At 65.4% G+C, this 21,795-nt stretch carries 22 protein-coding genes; 12 read left to right on the top strand and 10 right to left on the bottom strand.

Annotated features, from left to right (window positions below; all coding sequences use genetic code 11):
• Positions 1–62 precede the first annotated feature (62 nt).
• Entirely contained in the window at positions 63–350 is a 288-nt protein-coding gene (locus BM154_RS08915; protein ID WP_074882518.1) for a PA4642 family protein, read from the bottom strand.
• A gap of 196 nt (positions 351–546) precedes the next feature.
• On the opposite strand from BM154_RS08915, the gene dauA reads away from it, so the two are divergent.
• A complete protein-coding gene (gene dauA / locus BM154_RS08910; RefSeq protein ID WP_074882517.1) occupies positions 547–2,253 on the top strand; it encodes a C4-dicarboxylic acid transporter DauA in 1,707 nt (568 codons plus the stop codon).
• A 590-nt stretch (positions 2,254–2,843) separates the two neighbouring features.
• On the opposite strand, the gene BM154_RS08905 is transcribed toward dauA, so the two are convergent.
• On the bottom strand, positions 2,844–3,401 hold the full coding sequence (locus BM154_RS08905) for a hypoxanthine-guanine phosphoribosyltransferase (RefSeq protein ID WP_074882516.1): 558 nt from the start codon (positions 3,399–3,401) through the stop codon (positions 2,844–2,846).
• Between the two features lie 251 nt (positions 3,402–3,652).
• Between BM154_RS08905 and upp the strand changes: the two genes are divergently transcribed.
• Both upp and BM154_RS08895 read left to right on the top strand, forming a co-directional pair.
• On the top strand, positions 3,653–4,291 hold the full coding sequence (gene upp / locus BM154_RS08900) for a uracil phosphoribosyltransferase (RefSeq protein WP_074882515.1): 639 nt from the start codon (positions 3,653–3,655) through the stop codon (positions 4,289–4,291).
• 3 nt (positions 4,292–4,294) lie between these two features.
• Positions 4,295–5,572, top strand: coding sequence for a uracil-xanthine permease family protein (locus BM154_RS08895; RefSeq protein ID WP_074882514.1), 1,278 nt, complete (start codon positions 4,295–4,297; stop codon positions 5,570–5,572).
• A 39-nt stretch (positions 5,573–5,611) separates the two neighbouring features.
• Here BM154_RS08895 and hemH read toward each other — a convergent pair whose 3' ends face one another.
• Together hemH and BM154_RS08885 are read right to left on the bottom strand one after the other, a co-directional pair.
• Positions 5,612–6,634, bottom strand: a complete 1,023-nt coding sequence (hemH, locus tag BM154_RS08890) for a ferrochelatase (protein WP_074882513.1) — start codon at positions 6,632–6,634, stop codon at positions 5,612–5,614.
• A gap of 53 nt (positions 6,635–6,687) precedes the next feature.
• Entirely contained in the window at positions 6,688–7,587 is a 900-nt protein-coding gene (locus BM154_RS08885) for a TIGR01777 family oxidoreductase (protein ID WP_074882512.1), read from the bottom strand.
• A 280-nt stretch (positions 7,588–7,867) separates the two neighbouring features.
• On the opposite strand from BM154_RS08885, the gene BM154_RS08880 reads away from it, so the two are divergent.
• The 7 genes from BM154_RS08880 to BM154_RS08850 all read left to right on the top strand — a co-directional run bounded on the left by BM154_RS08880 (position 7,868) and on the right by BM154_RS08850 (position 13,601).
• The gene (locus tag BM154_RS08880; RefSeq protein ID WP_074882511.1) at positions 7,868–8,860 is read left to right on the top strand and encodes an NAD(P)/FAD-dependent oxidoreductase; all 993 of its coding nucleotides are present in this window, start codon (positions 7,868–7,870) and stop codon (positions 8,858–8,860) included.
• Positions 8,857–9,084 carry a TIGR02450 family Trp-rich protein gene (locus BM154_RS08875; protein WP_074882510.1) on the top strand — a complete coding sequence of 76 codons (228 nt, stop codon included), beginning with the start codon at positions 8,857–8,859 and terminating at the stop codon, positions 9,082–9,084. Before BM154_RS08880 ends, BM154_RS08875 begins: the two co-directional genes overlap by 4 nt.
• 133 nt (positions 9,085–9,217) lie before the next feature.
• A complete protein-coding gene (locus BM154_RS08870) occupies positions 9,218–10,183 on the top strand; it encodes a YbgA family protein (protein ID WP_074882509.1) in 966 nt (321 codons plus the stop codon).
• The gene (locus BM154_RS08865; RefSeq protein WP_074882508.1) at positions 10,180–11,124 is read left to right on the top strand and encodes a MerR family transcriptional regulator; all 945 of its coding nucleotides are present in this window, start codon (positions 10,180–10,182) and stop codon (positions 11,122–11,124) included. The genes BM154_RS08870 and BM154_RS08865 overlap by 4 nt, the downstream gene beginning before the upstream one ends.
• Positions 11,125–11,135: 11 nt before the next feature.
• Positions 11,136–12,584 carry a deoxyribodipyrimidine photo-lyase gene (phrB, locus tag BM154_RS08860; RefSeq protein WP_074885210.1) on the top strand — a complete coding sequence of 483 codons (1,449 nt, stop codon included), beginning with the start codon at positions 11,136–11,138 and terminating at the stop codon, positions 12,582–12,584.
• A gap of 167 nt (positions 12,585–12,751) precedes the next feature.
• A complete protein-coding gene (locus tag BM154_RS08855) occupies positions 12,752–13,249 on the top strand; it encodes a DUF2878 domain-containing protein (RefSeq protein WP_074882507.1) in 498 nt (165 codons plus the stop codon).
• A 40-nt stretch (positions 13,250–13,289) separates the two neighbouring features.
• Positions 13,290–13,601, top strand: coding sequence for a YkgJ family cysteine cluster protein (locus BM154_RS08850; RefSeq protein WP_074882506.1), 312 nt, complete (start codon positions 13,290–13,292; stop codon positions 13,599–13,601).
• A gap of 85 nt (positions 13,602–13,686) precedes the next feature.
• On the opposite strand, the gene BM154_RS08845 is transcribed toward BM154_RS08850, so the two are convergent.
• The 6 genes from BM154_RS08845 to hemA all read right to left on the bottom strand — a co-directional run bounded on the left by BM154_RS08845 (position 13,687) and on the right by hemA (position 19,158).
• Positions 13,687–14,205: an acyloxyacyl hydrolase gene (locus BM154_RS08845; RefSeq protein WP_074882505.1), complete on the bottom strand. Its 519-nt coding sequence runs from the start codon at positions 14,203–14,205 to the stop codon at positions 13,687–13,689.
• Positions 14,206–14,313: 108 nt separating this feature from the next.
• Positions 14,314–15,111, bottom strand: a complete 798-nt coding sequence (gene murI / locus BM154_RS08840) for a glutamate racemase (RefSeq protein ID WP_074882504.1) — start codon at positions 15,109–15,111, stop codon at positions 14,314–14,316.
• The gene (locus BM154_RS08835) at positions 15,104–15,871 is read right to left on the bottom strand and encodes a molybdopterin-synthase adenylyltransferase MoeB (protein WP_074882503.1); all 768 of its coding nucleotides are present in this window, start codon (positions 15,869–15,871) and stop codon (positions 15,104–15,106) included. Before BM154_RS08835 ends, murI begins: the two co-directional genes overlap by 8 nt.
• A complete protein-coding gene (prmC, locus tag BM154_RS08830; RefSeq protein ID WP_074882502.1) occupies positions 15,864–16,697 on the bottom strand; it encodes a peptide chain release factor N(5)-glutamine methyltransferase in 834 nt (277 codons plus the stop codon). Before prmC ends, BM154_RS08835 begins: the two co-directional genes overlap by 8 nt.
• Before the next feature lie 101 nt (positions 16,698–16,798).
• Positions 16,799–17,881 carry a peptide chain release factor 1 gene (gene prfA / locus BM154_RS08825; protein WP_074882501.1) on the bottom strand — a complete coding sequence of 361 codons (1,083 nt, stop codon included), beginning with the start codon at positions 17,879–17,881 and terminating at the stop codon, positions 16,799–16,801.
• Positions 17,878–19,158: a glutamyl-tRNA reductase gene (gene hemA, locus BM154_RS08820; protein WP_074882500.1), complete on the bottom strand. Its 1,281-nt coding sequence runs from the start codon at positions 19,156–19,158 to the stop codon at positions 17,878–17,880. The genes prfA and hemA overlap by 4 nt, the downstream gene beginning before the upstream one ends.
• A 275-nt stretch (positions 19,159–19,433) precedes the next feature.
• Here hemA and BM154_RS08815 point away from each other — a divergent pair, with 275 nt between their 5' ends.
• Together BM154_RS08815 and lolB are read left to right on the top strand one after the other, a co-directional pair.
• A complete protein-coding gene (locus tag BM154_RS08815; protein WP_074882499.1) occupies positions 19,434–21,164 on the top strand; it encodes a tetratricopeptide repeat protein in 1,731 nt (576 codons plus the stop codon).
• The gene (gene lolB / locus BM154_RS08810) at positions 21,164–21,784 is read left to right on the top strand and encodes a lipoprotein insertase outer membrane protein LolB (RefSeq protein WP_074882498.1); all 621 of its coding nucleotides are present in this window, start codon (positions 21,164–21,166) and stop codon (positions 21,782–21,784) included. Before BM154_RS08815 ends, lolB begins: the two co-directional genes overlap by 1 nt.
• Positions 21,785–21,795: the final 11 nt, after the last annotated feature.

The raw sequence follows: 21,795 nt of genomic DNA, 5'->3' as shown, positions 1-21,795 counted from the left end.
GCATTTCGAGCCTGCTTTCAACGCTGCGATGGCAACGCAGGTAGTTTTTGTTGTGCCCAGCCTCAGCCGCGGGCGGCTTTGACCGCCTGGATATAGGCCTCGGCATTGCGCTGATCCTGGATCAGGGCGATAAAGTCATTGCCGTCGGCGTCCTTGGCATCCAGGTCGTAACCGGCCTCGACGAAGAACCCCACGAAACGCTCGAAGTCGTGGTCGCGCAGGCCGCGGTAGGCTTTCACCAGTTTGTGCAGCGACGGCGGTGTGGCATCGGCCGGTTCCACGGCGAGAAACAGCTTGATCTGCTCATCACTGATGTCGTCGCCAATCACCTGCTTCTTGTCTTTACGCATCGCTCGCTCCAGCCAACCAGAATACACGGGGCCGGCAGTGTAACGCCGGCGCTGCAGCCGCTCAACGCACCACGCGATTAGCGACTGCAGCCGGTCTTTGTAACACCGCCGCGCCTCCGTCACCAGCCGACATAGGTCAACACCCAAGCGCCTGGCGCCGCTCTATACTGGCGGCACTCCTCCAGGAAGCGCCACCATGCCTACCCTGTTCGCCGCTTGCCGCCAGAGCCTGCGTAGTGGCTACTCCTGGGCCAGCCTGCGCGGCGACCTGGCCGCCGGACTCACGGTGGGCATCATCGCCATTCCCCTGGCCATGGCCCTGGCGATCGCCGTCGGCGTGGCGCCGCAACACGGTCTCTACACGGTGCTGGTCGCCGCCCCGCTGATCGCCCTGTGCGGTGGCTCGCGCTTCAATATTTCCGGCCCTACCGCCGCCTTCGTGGTGATCCTGCTGCCGATCACCGGGCAGTTCGGCATCGGCGGCCTGCTGCTGTGCACGCTGATGGCCGGGCTGATCCTGATCGCCCTGGGGCTGCTCAAGGCAGGGCGGCTGATCGAATTCGTGCCCTACCCGGTCACCCTTGGCTTCACCGCCGGCATCGGTATCGTCATCGCCACCCTGCAACTCAAGGATCTGCTTGGCCTGCAGCTGGCCGGGCAGCCGAGCCACTACGTGCAGCAGGTGCAGATGCTCTGGCAGGCTTTACCCGGCATCCAGCCCGGCGACAGCCTGGTGGCCCTGGCCTGCCTTGGCGTGCTGCTGTTGTGGCCGCGGCTGGTGCCGCGGGTTCCCGGGCATCTGGTGGCGCTGACGGTCGGGGCGCTGCTGGGGTTGGCGCTGGAACGGGGTGGTTTGCCGGTGGCGACCCTGGGTGAGCGCTTTAGCTACAGTGTCGACGGCATCAGCTACCCGGGCATTCCGCCCTTTCTGCCGACCTTCGCCTGGCCCTGGCAACTGCCGGGCGCCGATGGCCAGCCACTGGTGCTGTCGTTCGAGCTGATCCGCCAACTGCTGGCGCCCGCCTTCGCCATTGCCATGCTCGGCGCCATCGAGTCGCTGCTCTGCGCGGTGGTGGCCGACGGCATGACCGGCAGCAAGCACGATCCCAACGCGGAATTGCTCGGCCAGGGCATCGGCAACCTGGTCGCGCCCCTGTTCGGCGGCATCACCGCCACCGCCGCTATCGCGCGCAGCGCCACCAATGTACGGGCCGGAGCCTGCTCACCGCTGGCGGCGATCATCCATGCCGGCGTGGTGCTGGTGGCCATCGTGTTTCTCGCGCCGCTGTTCAGCTACCTGCCGATGGCGGCGCTGGCCGCCCTGCTGCTGATGGTGGCCTGGAACATGAGCGAAGCCCACCACGTGGCCCACACCCTGCGCATCGCGCCGCGCAGCGACGTGCTGGTGCTGCTGACCTGCCTCTCGCTGACGGTGCTGTTCGACATGGTGCTGGCGGTGGGTGTCGGCCTGTTGCTGGCGGCCGGGCTGTTCATCAAGCGCATGAGCGAGCTGACCGATACCCGGCGCCTGCCCCGGCACAGCCATCAGGCGCTCAACGACCTGCCCGAGCACGTGCTGGCGCTGGCCATCCGTGGACCACTGTTCTTTGGGGCGGCGCAGCGCACGCTGGAAACCCTGCGCCGGCTCGACCCGCATATCCGCGTGGTGATTCTGGATGTCAGTGCGGTGCCGATGCTCGACATGACCGCGCTGGCGGCCCTGCAAGGCATCGTGCTGGAGTATCGCCGCCACGGCATCGCGCTGATCGTCAGCGGCGCCTCACCGTCATTGCGCCTGAAGCTGCGCCGCGCAGACCTGCAACGCTCCCACGGGCGCCTCAGTTACGCCCGTGATCTAGCCCAGGCAAGGGCGATCTGTGAAGGCTGGCCAGGCGACGCCTGAGCCGCGCGCCGGCCAGCCGAAGGGCTTGGAACCTGTTCACGACATTTCGCCTGCAAAAAGTGGCGCAAGCGGTCAGTCGCTTTGCCTTTTTGGTGCTCCTCATGCCACAAAATTAACAGGCGACATCAATCGCCCCTTCAGGAGGCCGAGCGGAATCGTTGTGGAGAGGGCCGGGCGGGCAGCCTTGAGCGACATGGATGTCGCGAGAGCCGCGATGGGCCAGGGACGGCCCTTCGCGGGGGGCCGCCTAGGTCGGCCCCCCGGAACAATGATGGAGCGCGGGAACCCCAGCGAAGCTGGGGCCGGATGCCGGGGCTAGACCTTTTGGTTTCTTTTGGCTGGGCCGGCCATCCGGGCGATGCCAAAAGAAACCCGCTCGACAGAGCGGAACCGAACGTAAGGGCAACGCGGTAACTCCGGCAAACCACAGCGCACGCAGCGTTTCCAAAAAGGCATTCATACGCAAAGCGTGTGGAGCGAGCAGCCCTAGAAACCTCGCGGCTAAAGCCGCTCCCACGAGTTCGCTGGATGTCTGTTTTTGCCTTGTAGCGGTCTCTCTCATGTCGCCTATAAAGACAGTGAACAGATTCTCAGAGCCCCTTGACCGCGTAGATGCCCGGCGCGTTGCGCCAGTAACCCTTGTAGTCCATGCCGTAGCCGAATATGTAGCGGTCGATGCACGGCAGACCCACATAGTCGGCCTTCAGGTCCGGCCGCGCCTTGCGGTCGTGATCCTTGTCGATCAGCACCGCGGTATGCACGTTGCTGGCACCGGCGTGGTGGCAGAAATCGATGATCGCGCCCAGGGTGTGTCCCTCATCGAGGATGTCATCGATGATCAGCACGTCGCGGTCGATGAACGACACTTCCGGCTTGGCCTTCCAGAACAGCTCACCGCCGCTGGTCTGGTTGCGGTAGCGGCTGGCGTGCAGGTAGCTGGCTTCCAGTGGGAAATCGAGCTGGGTCAGCAGCTTGCCGGAGAAGATCAGGCCGCCGTTCATTACGCAGAACACCACCGGATTGCGCTCGGCCAGGTCGGCGTTGATGGCCGCGGCGACGCGGGTGATGGCGGCTTCCACGTCGGCTTCGCTGTACAGGCAGTCGGCTTCGGCCATCACCTGGCGGATGTGGGCGAGATCGGCAGGCATATCGTGTCCTCATTGGCGGGTGCACGACCCGCTGCATGGATGGCCCCGGTGCAGGCGCTGATCACCGGGTAAGAAAAAGGCGGCAACGTTACGCATCCGCCCGGCGCGGTGCAAGCGCCGGTGCTGGCACTCGACCGGTGGCACAGCCGTTGCTCGGCAAAAGTAAAAAGTTCCCCCGGCGCAGCCCCCATCTTGCAACGCAATGCTTTAATCTAGCGTGTTTTTTGCCCATTTTTGCCGGAGACCCCGCAATGCCCGTCCTCGAGATCCGCCATCCGCTGATTCGCCACAAGATCGGCCTCATGCGCCGCGCGGATATCAGTACCAAGAACTTCCGCGAACTGGCCCAGGAAGTGGGCGCCCTGCTCACTTACGAGGCGACCAAGGATCTGCGCCTGGAAACCTACGAGATCGCTGGCTGGGCCGGCCCCGTGCAGGTCGAGAAGATCTCCGGCAAGAAGATCACCGTGGTGCCTATCCTGCGTGCCGGCATCGGCATGCTCGACGGCGTGCTCAGCCTGATCCCGGGCGCCAAGGTCAGTGCCGTTGGCGTGGCCCGCAACGAGGAAACCCTGCAGGCGCATACCTACCTGGAAAAACTGGTGCCGGAAATCAACGAGCGCCTGGCGATGATCATCGACCCGATGCTCGCCACCGGCAGCTCCATGGTCGCCACTATCGACCTGCTGAAGAAGGCCGGCTGCAAGGAAATCCGCGCCATGGTGCTGGTTGCCGCACCGGAGGGCATCAAGGCGGTGAACGAAGCGCACCCCGATGTGCAGATCTACACCGCGTCCATCGACCAGCGCCTCAACGAACACGGCTACATCATCCCGGGCCTCGGTGACGCCGGCGACAAGATCTTCGGCACCAAGCAGAAGGACGCCTGATCGATGCACGACGAATTCAACGATCCGTTGTGGCGGCAGGTGCTGTCCGGCGCGCAGATGCTCTTCGTGGCCTTTGGCGCGCTGGTGCTGATGCCGTTGATCACCGGCCTGGATCCCAACGTGGCGCTGTTCACCGCGGGCCTTGGCACCCTGCTGTTCCAGATCGTTACCGGCCGCCAGGTGCCGGTGTTCCTGGCCTCGAGCTTCGCGTTCATCACCCCGATCATTCTCGCCAAGGGCCAGTTCGGCCTGGCGGAGACCATGGGCGGCGTGGTCGCGGCCGGCTTCGTCTACACCTTTCTCGGCCTCGCCGTGAAGATCAAGGGCACCGGCTTCATCGACCGCCTGCTACCGCCGGTGGTGATCGGCCCGGTGATCATCTCCATCGGCCTGGCCATGGCACCGATCGCCGCCAACATGGCGATGGGCAAGGCCGGTGACGGCAGCGTGCTGCTGCCCTACAGCACGGCGATGTGGATTTCCATGCCGACCCTGCTGACCACCCTGATCGTCGCCGTGTTCGGCCGCGGCATCTTCCGCCTGGTGCCGATCATCTCCGGCATCCTGGTGGGCTTCGTCCTGTCGATCTACTTTGGGGCGCTGGATCTCGGCCACGTGGCCACCGCGCCCTGGCTGGCCGTGCCGGCGTTCACCGCACCGGCGTTCAACTGGCAGGCGATCCTGTTCATCGTGCCGGTGGCCCTTGCGCCAGCCATCGAGCACATCGGCGGGGTGATCGCCGTGGGCAGCGTGACCGGCAAGAACTACCTGAAGACGCCCGGCCTGCACCGCACCCTGCTCGGCGACGGCCTGGCCACCTCGGCAGCCGGGCTGTTCGGCGGCCCGCCCAACACCACCTACGCAGAAGTTACCGGCGCGGTGATGCTGACCAAGGCCTACAACCCGAAGATCATGACCTGGGCGGCGATCTTCGCCATCACCCTGGCCTTCATCGGCAAGTTCGGCGCCATCCTGCAGAGCATTCCGGTGCCGGTCATGGGCGGCATCCTCTGCCTGCTGTTCGGCTCCATCGCCGCGGTGGGCATGAACACCCTGATCCGCCACAGCGTCGACCTCAGCGAAGCGCGCAACCTGGTGATCGTCTCGGTGACCCTGGTGTTCGGTATCGGTGGCGTGCTGATCGGCACCGGCGACGGCCCCGATGACTTCGGCCTCAAGGGCATCGCCCTGTGCGCCATCGTCGCCATTGCCCTGAACCTGATCCTGCCCGGTAATGACGGCTGGAAGAAGAAAAGCGCCGACGAAGCGCCCGACATCTGAGAGAGAAAGAAAAATGCCCGGTTCTGACCGGGCATTTTTTTACACGCTCTGTGGGGCTCGCTCGCAAAGCCGCTTGAGCGCTGCCACCCAGCTCGGATGGTCGTTCAGGCAGGGCACCAGCTCCAGGCTTTCGCCACCCGCCTCGATGAACTGCTCACGGCCGCGATCACCGATCTCCTCGAGCGTCTCGATGCAATCGGCCACGAACGCCGGGCACATCACCAGCAGCTTTTTCACGCCCTGGGCAGCCAGCTCGTCGAGGCGCATCTCGGTGTAGGGCTCGATCCACTTGTCCCTGCCCAGGCGCGACTGGAAGGACACCGACCATTGCTCCGGCCGCAGGCCCATGCGCGTGGCGAAGGCTTCCGCGCTGCGCATGCACTGGGCGCGGTAGCAGGTGGCGAGCACCTGTGGCGACGCCGTGCGGCAGCAGTCCGGCCCACGCAGGCAATGATTGCTCGGGTCGAGCTTGCGCAGGTGCCGCTCGGGCAAGCCGTGGAAGCTCAGCAGCAGGTGGTCGAAATCCTTTTCCAGGTACGGCCGCGCGCTGTCGGCCAGGGCTTCGATATAGTCGGGGTCCTGGAAGAACGGCGGCAGGATGGCGAAGCGGATCGGCAGCTTGCGCTCGCGCACCACGCGCTTGGCTTCCTCGATCACCGTGGTGGTGGTGCTGTCGGCGAACTGCGGGTACAGCGGCGCCAGGGTCACCTGGGTGATGCCCTGCCCTGCCAGGCGCGTGAGCACGGTATCCAGCGACGGCTCGCCGTAGCGCATGGCCAACTCCACCGGCCCCTGGGTCCACTGGCTTTTCATCGCCGCCTGCAGGCGCTTGCCGAGCACGATCAGCGGCGAGCCGTCCGGCCACCAGATGGACGCGTAGGCATGCGCCGATTGTGCCGGGCGACGGACCAGAATCAGCGCCACCAGCAGCCGGCGCAATGGCCAGGGCAGGTCAACCACATAGGGATCCATCAAGAACTGGTTGAGATAACTGCGCACATCGGCGACCTCGGTGGACGCCGGCGAGCCGAGGTTGACCAGCAGTAAGGCGTGATCGGTCATGCAATATCCCTTGAAGGTGTCGCGGTCCGATCCACCCGGACCGCGCGCAAGTGTTAGTGGAGGCTCAGCAGGTCGACCAGCGCCACGTCCAGGTGGGTGAAGCGAAATTCGAAACCCGCTTGCTGCGCCCTGACCGGCAACGCATGCTGGCCGCCCAGCAGCAGCAGCGACATCTCGCCCAGGCCGGCGCGCAAGGCGAAGCCCGGCAAGGGCACGATGGCCGGCCGGTGCACGGCATGGCCAAGCTCGCTGGCGAACTCGGCGTTGCGCACCGGGTGCGGCGCGCAGGCATTATAAGGACCGCGCGCCTGCTCGTGCTGTAACAGAAAATCAATCAGGGCGATTTGGTCGGCGATATGAATCCACGGCATCCACTGGCGTCCACTGCCGATACGCCCGCCCAGGCCGAAGCGAAATGGCGTGGCCATGCGTTTGAGCAGACCGCCGTCCTTGGCCAGTACCAGGCCGGTGCGGAGCAGTACCACGCGTATGCCCAAGGCCTCGGCCTGCAGAGCGGTTTCTTCCCACGCGATGCACAGCTGCGCGGCGAAATCGACGCCTGGGGCAGCCTGCTCATCGACGATATGCTCGCCACTGTCGCCGTACCAGCCCACTGCCGAACCGGATAGCAGCACCGCCGGTTTATGCTCGCGAGTCTGCAGCCAGGCCAGCAAGCGCTCGGTCAGGCCGATGCGGCTCTCCCACAGCAGTTGCTTGCGCGCCTTGCTCCATGGGCGATCCGCGATAGGCGCACCAGCCAGATTGACCACTGCGTCGAGCGGCTCGTCGCCAACCTCTTCGAGGCGGGAGACGCCACGCACCCGGGTTCCGCAAAGCACCGGCACCTGTTCGGGGCGCCGGCTCCACACGGTCAGTTGATGGCCCTGTTCGGCCCACTGGTGACAGAGCGCCCGACCAATCAGGCCGGTACCGCCAGTAATCAGGATATGCATGGCAGACTCCTCGTTATGCTGTATCTCCGGGTTCGACACGCCTTGCGCAACCTTGCTCAAGGACAATCCGCCCGCGTACCGTCAGCCGACGGAAACGCGGGAAACTATTGCCGAGCGCACCTATTCTGAAGAGTAGATGCCCTGGCTGCAGATACTGCCGAACACGGACATAAGCTTATACATGGTCTGTACGTTGTATGAGCGATACTCGAGGCGTAGCCTGGGGCCCAGCGAGTCGACGACAGGCAGTCACGGCGACTCGACAGCAGGTGAGGTAACCATGACCAGTACAACCCCCATCGCCATCATCGGCACCGGTATCGCCGGCCTGTCCGCCGCCGAGGCGCTACACGCCGCCGGCTACCCGGTGCAATTGTTCGACAAGAGCCGCGGCAGCGGCGGCCGCATGGCCAGCAAGCGCAGCGACGCTGGCGCTCTGGATCTCGGCGCCCAGTATTTCACCGCCCGCGACCGCCGTTTCGCCGCGGCCGTCGCCCAGTGGCAAGCCCGTGGCTGGGTCGAGCAATGGACGCCGAGCCTCTATCAATTCGCCAATGGCGTGCTCAGCCCGTCGGCCGACGAGCAGGTGCGCTGGGTCGGCACGCCACGCATGAGCGCCATCACCCGGGCCATGCTTGGTGCCCTGCCGGTGAAGTTCTCCTGCCGCATCACCGAGGTGTTCCGCGGTGAACGGCACTGGCACCTGCTCGATGCCGACGGCGAAAGTCATGGCCCGTTTGCCCAGGTGATCATCGCCACACCCGCCCCCCAGGCCAGCGCCCTGCTGGCCACTGCGCCGAAACTGGCCGGCACCGTGGCAGGCGTCAGCATGGAGCCGACCTGGGCAGTGGCATTGGCCTTTGCAGAGCCGTTGCAAACGCCGGTAGAGGGCTGCTTCGTGCAGGACGAGGTGCTCGACTGGACTGCGCGCAACCGCAGCAAGCCAGGCCGCGATGCAACACCCGACACCTGGGTGCTGCACGCCAGCAGCAGCTGGAGCCGCCAGCATCTGGATCTGAGCAAGGAGCAGGTAATCGAACACCTGCATGGCGCGTTCGCCGAGATGATCGGCTGCGCGGTACCGGCGCCGGTGTTCAGTCTCGCTCATCGCTGGCTGTATGCGCGGCCATCTGCCGCCCATCAGCTGGGCGCGCTGGCAGACGCCGACCTGGGCCTCTACGTGTGCGGTGACTGGTGCCTGTCCGGCCGTGTGGAAGGTGCCTGGCTGAGCGGCCAGGAGGCGGCCCGCAAATTGATCGCCCATAACCAATGAACGGCGCCAAGCATCGCCTGACCCCGCGCAAGCTACTGCTGTCGAAATGGACGGCAGCCCGGCCGCAGAACCGCGAGAAGCACTTTCTGGTCACCGAACTGTTCTGCGACGAGGACGGTACGGTGCTGCAGATCGAATTGCAGGCGGTGCTCAGCAAGCGCTGTCAGCGCCTGGACTGGCGGGTTCTGCAGGATGCCGAGCAGTGGCACATGGGTTGGCGTTGAACCGGCCGCGCCTGGCGCGGCACCATGAAGGAAATCCTGTACACGAAATTTGACTTGTACAAGATGAGGCTTAAGATGAAATAACCCTGTACAGAAATAAATCCTTGTACAAGGTCATTTTCGAAGGTGTGCCATGCCCGTCAGCCAGTTCCACCCTGTGAAACCCATGCTCGGCGTCAGCGCTTGCCTGCTGGGTGCCGAAGTTCGCTACAACGGCGGGCACAAGGCTTCGAGGCTGTGCCTGGATCAATTGAGCCAGTACTTCGAGTTCGTCCCCTACTGCCCCGAAGTCGCCATCGGCCTGGGTACGCCCCGCGAGCCCATCCGCCTGGTTGGCGACCCCGGCGCACCGCGCGCCATCGGCACCGTGCACCCCGATCAGGATCACACCGCTGCACTGGCGGCCTACGGTGAACAGGTAGCGGCCGAGCTGCCAGCGATCAGCGGTTATATCGTCATGCAGCAATCGCCGTCCTGCGGCCTGGAGCGCGTCAAGGTCTACCAGGACAACGGCCATCCGAGCGAGCCGAAGGGCCGCGGCATCTTCACCCGCGTGCTGACCCAGCGTCACCCGAACCTGCCCATCGAAGAGGAAGGCCGGCTCAACGACCCGGTGCTGCGCGAAAACTTCCTGACCCGTGTATTCACCTATGCCCAGTGGCAGGCGCTGTGCGAATCCGGCCTGACCCGCGGCAAGCTGATCGAATTCCATGCCCGCCACAAGTACCTGCTGATGGCCACCGACCCGCTGCGCTACAAGCGCCTGGGGCGGCTGCTGGGTGACCTGTCCGGGGATCTTGCGGCCCTGGCCACGCAGTACATCGCCGAGCTGATGATCGCGCTCAAGCGCTGTGCCACCCGCGGCACCCACAGCAACGTGCTGCAGCACCTGAGCGGCTACCTCAAGGGGGCCCTGAGCCGTGAAGAGAAGCAGGAAATGCAGCAGCTGATCAGCCAGTATCGCAAGGGCATCGTCCCGCTGGTGGTGCCCCTCACCCTGCTCAAGCACCACTTCCGGCAACACCCGGATCGCTATGTCGCCCAGCAGGTCTACCTGCAGCCGCACCCGGAGAACCTCAGCCTGCGAAACGCACTATGAGCGGGCCGACCTCTCCTGAGCCGGGGACCGGCACCACCCAGCAACTGGTTGCCGCCGGCTACCTGCCGATTCGCGACGTGGCCAGCATCACCGGGGTCAACCCGGTCACGCTGCGCGCCTGGGAGCGCCGCTACGGCCTGATCGTGCCGCACCGCACCGCCAAGGGCCACCGGCTTTATTCCCCCGAACAGGTGCAGACCATCAAGACGGTGCTCGGCTGGCTCAATCGCGGCGTCTCGGTTGGCCAGGTAAAGAGCCTGCTGCGCGCCGACCAGCCGCTGCCTGCCGACCAGGCATCGCAATGGCAGGAGAAACGCGACCGCCTGTGCGAGGCCATCCATGCGCTGGACGAGCGCCAGCTGGACGAGCGCTTCAACGCGGAGCTGGCGCTCTACCCGGTGCAGATCCTCTGCCAATATCTGCTGCTGCCCGTGCTGGTGACGCTCGAGGCGCGCTGGCCACAACAAGCCGGCGCCACCACCGAACGGCTGTTTCTGCACAGCTGGCTGCGCAGCAAGCTCGGTGCGCGGGTCTATCACGACAATCGCCAGCACCACGGCCAGCCGTTGATGCTCATCAACCTGTGCCAGGCACCGATGTCGCCGCAGTTGTGGTTGTGTGCCTGGCTGATCGGCACCGCGGGCTGCCCGGTGGATGCCTTCGACGGGCCCATCCCGATCAGCGAACTGCCCCTGGCCATCAGGCGTCGCAAGCCGCGCGCCCTGCTGCTGTTCTGCGAGTCGGACTCCAACACCAGTGCGCAGTCTTCGCTGCAGCACTGGCTCCGCGACCATGGCGTGCCGTGTCTGCTGATCGGTATCGAGGATCAGCACGAGGCCGAGCAACTCATCGCCCATGCTCCCGCCGGAGCCGACGTCAGCGTGGTCGCCGACCCGCTGGCCGCGCTGCAAACCCTCGCAGATCGCCATCTGCTCGAATAGGACCTCTCATGCTGCAACTGATGTGGTTTCGCACCGACCTGCGAATTACCGATAACAGCGCGCTCGCCGCCGCCATGCAGGCCGGTCCCACGGCCGCTGTATTCCTGCTCAGCCCGCGCCAGTGGCAGCTGCACGACGACGCCCCGTGCAAGGTGGACTTCTGGCTGCGCAACCTGGCCGAGCTGAGCCGCGAGCTGCAGCGCCTCAACGTACCGCTGCTGGTGCGTGAGGCCGATGACTGGAATGCCGCACCACAGGTAATCGGCAATCTGGCCCAGGAACTGGGTGCCTCAGCCGTGCATGTAAATGACGAGTATGGGGTCAACGAAAGCCGCCGCGACCAGGCCGTGGCCGCCGCGCTGGAGGCTCTCGACACTGGCTTCCATGGCCATTTCGACCGCCTGCTGTTCAAGCCGGGCAGCGTGCTGACCCGCACCGGCACCTACTTCAAGGTCTACAGCCAGTTCCGTGGCGTCTGCTATCAGCGCCTGCACACGGCGCTACCCGCCCTGCAGGCGTTACCCGGCGCGCAGAGCGCGCTGCAGATTGCCGCCGACCCGGTTCCGCAACAGGTGCCCGGCTTCGACAGCCCAGGCCAGGCGCTGCGCGACGCCTGGCCTGCTGGCGAGCAGGCCGCCAGGGAGCGCCTGCAGCGCTTTGCCGATGAGTGGATCGAGGATTATCACGATAACCGCGACTTCCCCATTCGCCCCGGTACCAGCCAGCTCTCGGCCTACCTGGCCGCTGGCGTGCTGTCGCCGCGCCAGTGCCTGCATGCGGCGCTGAACGCCAACGCTGGCGAATTCGAAAGCGGCAGCCAGGGCGCGGTCACCTGGATCAACGAGCTGATCTGGCGTGAGTTCTACAGCCATATTCTGGTCGGCTACCCGCGCGTTTCCATGGGCCGTGCCTTCCGCCCGGAAACCGAAGCGCTGCCCTGGCGCAATGCCGGCAAGGATCTTCAAGCCTGGCAGGAAGGCCGCACCGGCATTCCGATCATCGACGCGGCCATGCGCCAGATGCTGGCCACCGGCTGGATGCACAACCGCCTGCGCATGGTGGTGGCCATGTACCTGACCAAGAATCTGTTGATCGACTGGCGCGAGGGCGAGCGCTTCTTCATGCGCCACCTGATCGACGGCGACCTGGCGGCCAACAACGGCGGCTGGCAGTGGAGCGCTTCGACCGGCACCGACTCGGTACCCTACTTCCGTATCTTCAACCCGATCAGCCAGTCGCAGCGCTTCGATCCGCAGGGCCGCTTCATTCGCCAATGGCTGCCCGAGCTGGCCGCGCTCGGCGATAAGGCGATCCACGACCCCCATGCCGGCAGCAAGGGGCAAGGGAGTCTGTTCGGCGCTGGCGTGAACTACCCGGCGCCGATCGTCGACCTGCGGGCCAGCCGCCAGCGGGCGCTGGAGGCGTTCAAGAATCTGCCGTCGGCCAGCCAACCGGCATGAGCACGCTCGGCGGTTACTGACCGGCGCCAGCAGCGGCGTCGGCCACGGCCTGGCCGAGTCCGGGCCGGGCGGGACATCTGCTGACACGCCGCTGGCTTGCATGCGCCTGCATGACCCAGGCAACATCGGCGGCTTTTCGCAGCCAGGCACCTGACCGGATCCTCTTGATGCCCAGACATTCGCTCAATGCTCTGCTGTTTTTCCTCGGCTGGCTCGCATGCCTGCTCGGCGGTGGCCAATGGCTGTGGACGGTCGCCCTGGTGCTGCTGGTGCACCTGATGCGCATCGGCAGCTGGCAGCGCGAGGGCAAGCTGCTGGTGAGCGCATTCCTGTTCGGCTGTGCCGTGGACAGCTTTCTGCTGCAGTTGGGTTTCTTCGACTTCGGTGAAGCGCGTCAGCTGATTCCACTGTGGCAGGCGCTTGTCTGGCTGCTGGTGGGCACCACCCTCTACCACTGCCTGGCCTGGACGGCCAAACCCTGGTGGCGCGCCAGCCTTGTCGGCGCCTGCTTCGCCCTGCTCTCCTACGGCGCCAGCACCTGGCTCGGCCTGGTGCGCCTGCCCCATGGCGAGGCTGCCACACTGGCGCTGGTGGCGCTGATCTGGGCCAGCGTGCTGCCGCTGCTGCACGGCTTCGCCCGGCTCTACGCCGCCCGCCCGATGTAAGGTTTGCTTGGCGCCGCCGAGCCTGGCGTAGACTAGGCCAATGAGCGATACCCAACGAATTCCCCACACCCAGATCCACGAACAGGTCAGTTGCAGCACCTGCGCGGCTTGTTGCTGCCAGCTGGAAGTCATGCTGATCACCGATACCGGCGTGCCCGAGCGCTTCATCGACAATGACGAATGGGGCGGCGAAGTGATGCGCCGCCTCGACGACGGCTGGTGCGCCGCGCTGGATCGCGACAGCATGCGCTGCACCATCTATGAAGTACGCCCATTGATCTGCCGCGAGTTCGAAATGGGCGCGCCGGAATGTCTGGAAGAGCGCCGCGGTATCAACACTATCTATCGCTGAAGGCGTTATACATACGCAAGAACATGCAGAAAAATATGCATAAAAAAACCGGACAGAAGTCCGGTTTTTTGTTGCCGCCGCGAACTTAGAAGTTCAGGCGATAGTGCAGCGAATACGCCTCGACGCCATCGTTGGGGCTCTTGATGCCGGCGTTGGAGTAATGGATCGCGCGAATACCCACTTCATGGCCACCGGCGAAACGCAGGCCGGCACCGATGCGGTCTTCGAACTGGAACGACGAACCCAGGTCATTGGATTCCAACTTGGTGTTGGAAAATGCCGCCACCCCGATACCTGCTTCCAGGTAGGGTTTGACGTTTTGCCCGGCGAACTCGTAAACGAATACCGGGGCGAAGGAAACACTGTGATTGGTCGAGGTGTCATCACCCTGCCAATAGGTGTAACCGGCATCCCAGTAACCGCCCAGATGGCCGACACTGCTTTCGAACCAACGGCTGTTGAAATCGAACTGGGCACCCAGTCGATAAACCATGGTGGAGTCGCCAGACTGACCCACGGAAAAGGTCAAACCCGTTGCCTGAGCGGCTGTAACCGATCCAAGAGACAACGCAACTGCAGCGGCCAAGCCAACCAGCTTCTTCATTGGAGCATCCTTGTATATAGGGACTTTTTAGTTTTTAAGTGCGGCGCGGTGAAAACTACAGTTACAGACTTTAGCCAAGTTCCGTTGGTTCTAAAAATATTTAATGGCTCATTGCCCAGGCACCAACGGCTCTACTGGCGCGGCACTGCCCCACAGGTTCGGCAGCACCCGCTGCATGGCCAGCGGCTCGCCGCTGCACCAGAAGCGATCGGCGCCGCGCGGCCCGGCTGACAGCAGTTCGCGGCTGGCCAGCAACCGCTGCAGTTGCCGGGCGACCGCCGCGCCGGTGTCGATCAGGCTGATCGACGGATCCAGCCACCGTTCGAGCAGAGGCCTCAGAAAGGGATAGTGGGTGCAGCCGAGAATCAGCGTGTCGCAGCCTTCGGCCAGCAATGGCTCGACATAACCGCGCAACAGCGCGTGCAGCGCCGGGTCGTGCAGGTCCCCTGCTTCGATCAACTCGACCAGCCCAGGACAGGGTTGGGTAACCACCCGCACATCGCTGGCGAACTGGTCGAGCAGCGCGGCGAAGCGCGCGCTTTTCAGGGTGCCGGTGGTGGCCAGCACGCCGACCACGCCGGAGCGGGTCGCTGCTGCCGCCGGCTTTACCGCTGGCTCCATGGCGACAATGGGCAACTGCGGGTAGAGCGTGCGCAATTCGCCCACCCCGGCGACCGTAGCCGTGTTGCACGCCAGCACCAGCGCCTTGGCGCCTTGAGCCAGGAGAAAGGCGGCGATCAGCCGACAGCGCTCACGGATGTATTCGGGGCTCTTTTCGCCGTAGGGCACATGGCCGCTGTCAGCCACATACAGCAGCGTTTCATCGGGCAGCAGCGCGCGGATCTCGCGCAAGACCGTAAGGCCGCCGACGCCGGAATCGAACACTCCGATCGGCGCGTCAGCCATGGACAGGGTTTCCGCACACGGTGCAGCCGGGATCGCGCTTGACCCGCAGCTCGCGGAAGCGCGAACCGAAGGCATCGATGAGCAGCAACCGCCCCACCAGCGGCTCACCAAAGCCGGCCAGCAGCTTCAATGCCTCCAGCGCCTGCAGGCTGCCGACCAGGCCGACCAGCGGCCCGGCCACACCGGCTTCGCTGCAGGTCAGCTCGGCTTCACTGCCATGGCCGTACAGGCAGTGGTAACAGGGGCTGTCCGCGCGGCGCGGGTCGAACACCGACAGCTGCCCTTCCAGGCGGATCGCCGCACCACTGACCAGCGGCCGCCGCGCGGCAACGCAGGCGGCATTGACGGCTTCGCGGGTGGAGAAGTTGTCGGAGCAGTCGAGCACCAGATCGACCGCCGCCACGGCCGCTGCCAGGGAGTCGGCATCCAGCGTCTGACGATGGGCGCGCAGGACGATCTCCGGGTTGAGCGCGGCCAGTCGCGCCAGCGCCGAGTCGACCTTGCTCTGGCCGATGCTCGCGCTGTCGTGGGCGATCTGCCGTTGCAGGTTGCTGAGATCGACGCTATCGAAATCCGCCAGGTGCAGTTCACCCACGCCGGCCGCCCCCAGGTACAGGGCCGCCGGCGAACCGAGGCCGCCGAGGCCGACGATCAGCACGCGGCTGCCCTTGAGGCGCAGCTGCCCTTGTATATCGATCTGCGAAAGCAGAATCTGCCGGCTGTAGCGCAGCAGTTCCTCATCACTCAAGTGTTCATTCATGTGGCCATCGCCCCAGGCTGATGCGCTCATGATCGGCGAGATCACGGCGGCTGTGAACCTCGACGAAGCCGCGCTGGCTCAACAAGTCACGCACCGCTTGGGCCTGATCGAAACCATGTTCGAGCAGCAACCAGCCAGGGGCCGCCAGATACGCCGGCGCCTGGTCGATGATCAGGCGGATATCGTCGAGCCCATCGACCCCTGATACCAGGGCGCTGCTCGGTTCGAAACGTACATCGCCCTCGCCCAGGTGATGGTCGTCACTGGCGATATAGGGCGGATTGCTGACGATCAGCCCATAGCGCTCGCCACCCAGGGCCGCGAACCAGTGGCTCGAGCGGAACGCGGCATTGGCCAGGCTCAGTCGCGCACGGTTGCCCTCGGCCAGCGCCACGGCTTCATCGACCCGGTCGACACCGGTGACCTGCCAGGCCGGCCGTTCGCTGGCCAGCGCCAGCGCAATGGCGCCCGTTCCGGTACCTAGATCCAGCACCCTGGCCGGGCCACCGGGCAGCAGCGCCAGCGAGGTTTCCACCAGCAGCTCGGTATCCGGGCGGGGGATCAGGGTATGGGGCGCGACGTCCAGGTCCAGGCTCCAGAAGCCCTGACGACCGAGAATGTAGGCCACCGGTTCGCCTTCGCGGCGGCGCGCCAGTGCCGCTTCGAAACGCGCGACTGCCTCGGCTTCGACTTCGCGGTCTGCCCAGGTACGCAGGTAGCTGCGCGGCTTGCCCAGGGCAGCGGCCAGCAACAGCTCGACGTCGACACGAGGGCTCGGCGAGTCGGGCAACTGGGCGGTGGCGAGCAGAAATTCGATGGTGGCCATATTGATCTTCTCAGGTGGGTCGGGCACGTAGCCGGCGCCTTGTCGATCCACCGTGCGCGCTGGGGACGGATGCACGAGGCGTCATCCGTCCGCAATGCTGTTTAATCGCCCAGTGCCGCCAGCTGATCGGCCTGGTATTCGGCGAGCAGCGGTTCGATCACCGCATCGACGCCACCGGCGATCACCTCGCCCAGGGAATACAGGGTCAGGTTGATGCGGTGGTCGGTCACCCGCCCTTGCGGGAAGTTGTAGGTGCGGATGCGCTCGGAGCGATCACCGGAGCCGACCAGCAGCTTGCGGGTATCGGAAATTTCCTTGTGGGCCGCCGCATCCTGCTGGTCCTTGAGCTTGGCTGCCAGCCAGGCCATGGCCTTGGCGCGGTTCTTGTGCTGGGAGCGCTCTTCCTGGCACTCGACCACGGTGCCGGTGGGGATATGGGTGATACGGATCGCCGAGTCGGTAGTGTTGACGTGCTGACCACCAGCCCCCGAGGAGCGGTAGGTATCGACACGCAGGTCCGCCGGGTTGATCTCGATGGCCATTTGCTCGTCGGGCTCGGCCAGCACGGCAACGGTACAAGCGGAAGTATGGATGCGCCCCTGGGACTCGGTTTCCGGCACGCGCTGCACGCGGTGCGCACCGGACTCGAACTTGAGCTTGCCGAATACGTTGTCGCCCTCGACCCGGGCAATCACTTCCTTGAAACCGCCATGCTCGCCTTCGTTGGCCGACAGCACCTCGACGCGCCAACCCTGCCGCTCGGCATAGCGCGAGTACATGCGAAACAGGTCGCCGGCGAAGATCGCCGCCTCGTCTCCGCCGGTACCGGCGCGCACTTCGAGGAACACGTTACGGCCGTCGTTGGGGTCCTTGGGCAGCAGCATGCGCTGCAGGCTGTCTTCCAGCTCGAGCAGGCGGGCGCGCGCCGTAGCGACTTCTTCCTCGGCCATTTCGCGCAGGTCCGGGTCGCTGTCCTTGAGCAGCGCCAGGGCGCCGTCGAGGTCGGCCTGCACCTTGCGGAATTCGCGAAACGCCATGATCACCGGCTCGATCTCGGCGTATTCCTTGGAATAGGCACGGAACTGGGTCTGGTTGGAGATCACCTCGGCATCGCCAAGCAACGCCGTGACCTCTTCGAAGCGGTCGTGCAGCACATCGAGTTTGTTGATCAGCGAAGCTTTCATTGCATGCCTTTAGTGGACGACGCGCCTTCGTCGAGGGCGAACAGTTCCTGGGCCACGCCCAGCGCATCGACGCGCCCGGTGGCGGAAAATTTCTTCAGCTGCACGCTGGGCGCATGCAGCAGCTTGTTGGTCAGGCCACGGGCCAGCTGGGCCAGCACCTCTTCGGCGGCAGCGCCATTGGCGAGCATGCGCTGGGCGCGGGCCAGCTCATCGTCGCGCAGCCGTTCGGCCTGCTGGCGGTAGGCCCTGAGCACGTCCACCGCGGCCAGCTCACGCAGACGCGCCATGAAGTCCTCGGTGCCGGCGGCCACCAGTTCCTCGGCGGCCTGGGCCGCGCCCTGGCGGCTCTTGAGGTTCTCGGCGATGACTTCATGCAGATCGTCGACGGTATACAGGTAGACGTCATCCAGCTCGCCGACCTGGGGCTCGATGTCCCGCGGCACGGCGATGTCGACCATGAAGATCGGCTTGTGCTTGCGCTGCTTGAGGGCGCTTTCCACGGCGCCCTTACCGAGGATCGGCAGCTGGCTGGCGGTGGAGCTGATGACGATATCGCTGTGCACCAGCTCCTGGGGAATGTCGGAGAGCAGCACGGCGTGGGCGCCGAACTGCTCGGCCAGGCTGCTGGCGCGCTCCAGGGTGCGGTTGGCGACCACGATGCGCTTGATGCCCTGGTCATGCAGGTGACGGGCCACCAGGCTGATGGTCTCGCCGGCGCCGATCAGCAGCGCCTGGCTGCGGTGCAGGTCGGCGAAGATCTGCTTGGCCAGGCTGACCGCGGCAAAGGCCACCGACACCGGGTTCTCGCCGATGGCGGTATCGGTACGCACGGTCTTGGCGGTGCTGAAGGTGGCCTGGAACAGACGCCCGAGCAGCGGACCGAGGGTGCCGGCCTCACGGGCCACGGCAAAGGCGGACTTCATCTGGCCGAGAATCTGCGGCTCGCCGAGCACCATGGAATCCAGCCCGGAGGCCACCCGCATCATGTGACGAACGGCCGCATCGTCTTCATGTATATAAGCGCAGGCGCGCAGCTCTTCGACGCTTACATGGTGGTAATCGGCCAGCCAGCCGAGCACCGCTTCGACGCCCGGGCCGTCCTGTTCGAGGTACAGTTCGCTGCGGTTGCAGGTCGACAGGATCGCCGCTTCGCGGCTCGGCGTATCGCGGCAGAGCAGCTGCAACGCCTCCACGAGCTGCTCGGGAGTAAAAGCCACGCGCTCGCGAACATCCACCGAAGCGGTCTTGTGGTTGATACCGAGGGCGATAAAGGCCATGCACGTCGCTGACAGGGGGTTGGAAGCCGGCAATTGTCCTACGTCGGCCCGTGCAGGACAACCATTGCACCATGCATGGCGTCGATAGCCATGGCCGATGAGCGGCAATGGGAAGCGCTTTACCGGCACCACAAGGGTGCGCCTGGATTGGATGCAACCCGCTCGGGCTTCGGCAGTCCAACCCCACATCGCCAGGACACAGGGGCTGCCCCATGGGCTTGCCCAACGGCTTGTGTCATGATGGCCAAAACCGCAGGTTAGTCGCATTTCCTCTTATGAATAGACCCATCGCGTTGCTCACCGCCCTGGCCTTGCTGGGTGGTTGTCAGACTTTTGCGCCGTCCGCACCGGATGGCAACGTTCCCGTGGAGGAACCGGGTACCGAGGCGACTGCCAAGGCACCGGAAAACTACGGCTCGTTCAGCCAGGAAACCCTGCTGGCGCTGCTGACCGCCGAACTGGCCGGGCAGCGCAACCGCTTCGACATTGCCCTGAGCAACTACGTGCAACAGGCCAATGCAACCCAGGATGCCGGCGTCGCCGAGCGCGGCTTCCGCATCGCCGAGTACCTGGGCGCCGAACAGGAAGCCCTGGACACCGCCCTGGTGTGGGCCAAGAACGCCCCCGATGACGTCGACGCGCAGCGCGCCGCCGCCGTGCAGCTGGCCCGTGCCGGGCGCTACGACGAAGCCATGAGCTACATGGAGCGTGTGCGCCAGCGCCAGGGCAACACCCATTTCGACTTCCTCGCGCTATCCGCCGCGGAAACCGACCCGGACACCCGTGCCGGCCTGTTGCAGAGCTTCGACCGCCTGCTCGGCAAGTACCCGAACGACGGTCAGCTGCTGTTCGGCAAGGCGCTGCTGCTGCAGCAGGATGGCCGCGCCGAGGAAGCCTTGGAGCTGCTCGAAACCAGCGAAGCCAAACAGGACCAATCCGCCCCGCTGCTGCTGCGCGCACGCCTGCTGCAGAGCCTGGGCCGCGGCGAGGAAGCGCTGCCACTGCTCAAGAAGGGCATGGAACGCAACCCCGGCGACAAACGCCTGCGCCTGACCTATGCCCGTCAACTGGTCGAGCTGGGCCGCATGGATGAAGCCCGGGGCGAATTCTCCTCGCTGCTGCAGCAATTCCCCGAAGACGATGACCTGCGTTTCTCCCTGGCCCTGGTATGCCTGGAAGCCGAGGCCTGGCGCGAAGCGATCGTCTACCTGGAAGAACTGATCCAGCGCGACGCCCACGTCGACCCGGCGCAGTACAACCTCGGCCGTGCCCATGAGGCACTCGGCGAAGTGGACGACGCGCTGCTGGCCTACTCGCTGGTCGGCGGCGGCAGCGACTACCTGCCCGCCCAGGCGCGCATGACCGACCTGCTGGTCGCCAATGGCCGTGGCGCCGAAGCCTCCCGGCACCTGGCCGAAGCCCGCGACAGCGAACCGGAATATGCCCTGCAGCTGTACCTGATCGAAGCCGAGTCGCTGTCCAAGCAGAACAAGCCCGACCGGGCCTGGGACCTCATCCAGCAGGCCCTCAAGCAGTACCCGGGCGATATCAACCTGCTCTATACCCGCGCCATGCTGGCCGAGCCGCGCGGCGACCTCAAGCAGCTGGAGCGCGACCTGCGCCTGATCCTCGAGCGCGAGCCGGACAACGCCATGGCCCTCAACGCCCTGGGCTACACCCTGGTCGACCGCACCGACCGGCACAAGGAAGGCCTCGAACTGATCCAGCAGGCCCACGACCTCAACCCGGAAGACCCGGCCATTCTCGACAGTCTCGGCTGGGCCAACTACCGCCTCGGCAACCTGGCGGATGCGGAGAAGTGGCTGCGCCAGGCGTTCGAACGCTTCCCGGACCACGAGGTTGCCGCCCACCTGGGCGAAGCGCTGTGGGCCCAAGGCAAGCAGCGCGAAGCCCGGAAGATCTGGCGCGACGCCCTGAAAGAACAGCCCGAGAGTGAAATTCTGCGCAGCACCGTGCTGCGCCTGACCGGATCGGAGAAACCCTGATGTCGCTGCGCCCCCTTCTCGTACTCGCCCTGGTCACCCTGTTGGCCGGTTGTTCCGGCCTGTCCACCCGCGAGGCGGTGGAACAGGGCCTCGGTGACCCGGCTCGCTGGCAGGCGCACAAACAGCAGATCAGCACCCTCGATGGCTGGCAGATCAACGGCAAGGTCGGCATCCGCGCGCCGCGTGATTCGGGCAGCGGCACACTGTTCTGGCTGCAACGCCAGGATTACGCCGATATCCGCCTGTCCGGCCCCCTGGGCCGCGGCGCCGCGCGGCTGACCGGCCGCCCCGGCAAGGTCGAGCTGGAAGTGGCCAACCAGGGTCGCTATCAGGCCGAGTCCCCGGAGGAGCTGCTGCAGCAGCAACTGGGCCTCAACCTGCCGGTCTCCCACCTGCTGTGGTGGATCCGCGGCCTGCCAGCGCCGGACAGCAGGAGCCGCATCACCCTGGACGCCGACAGCCGTCTGGCGCAGCTGAGCCAGGATGGCTGGGAAGTCAGCTACACCCGCTACGCCGAGCAGGATGGCTACTGGCTGCCCGAGCGCCTGCGCCTGGAAGGCCACGATATCCAGGTGACCCTGGTGATCAAGGACTGGCAGCCGCGCCACCTCGGCCAGTAATCCCTTCCAGA

Source organism: Phytopseudomonas argentinensis (genome assembly GCF_900113905.1).
Lineage (GTDB): Bacteria > Pseudomonadota > Gammaproteobacteria > Pseudomonadales > Pseudomonadaceae > Aquipseudomonas > Aquipseudomonas argentinensis.
The sequence above is the reverse complement of the archived record's forward strand: the minus strand, read 5'-3'. Positions and strand labels throughout refer to the sequence as shown.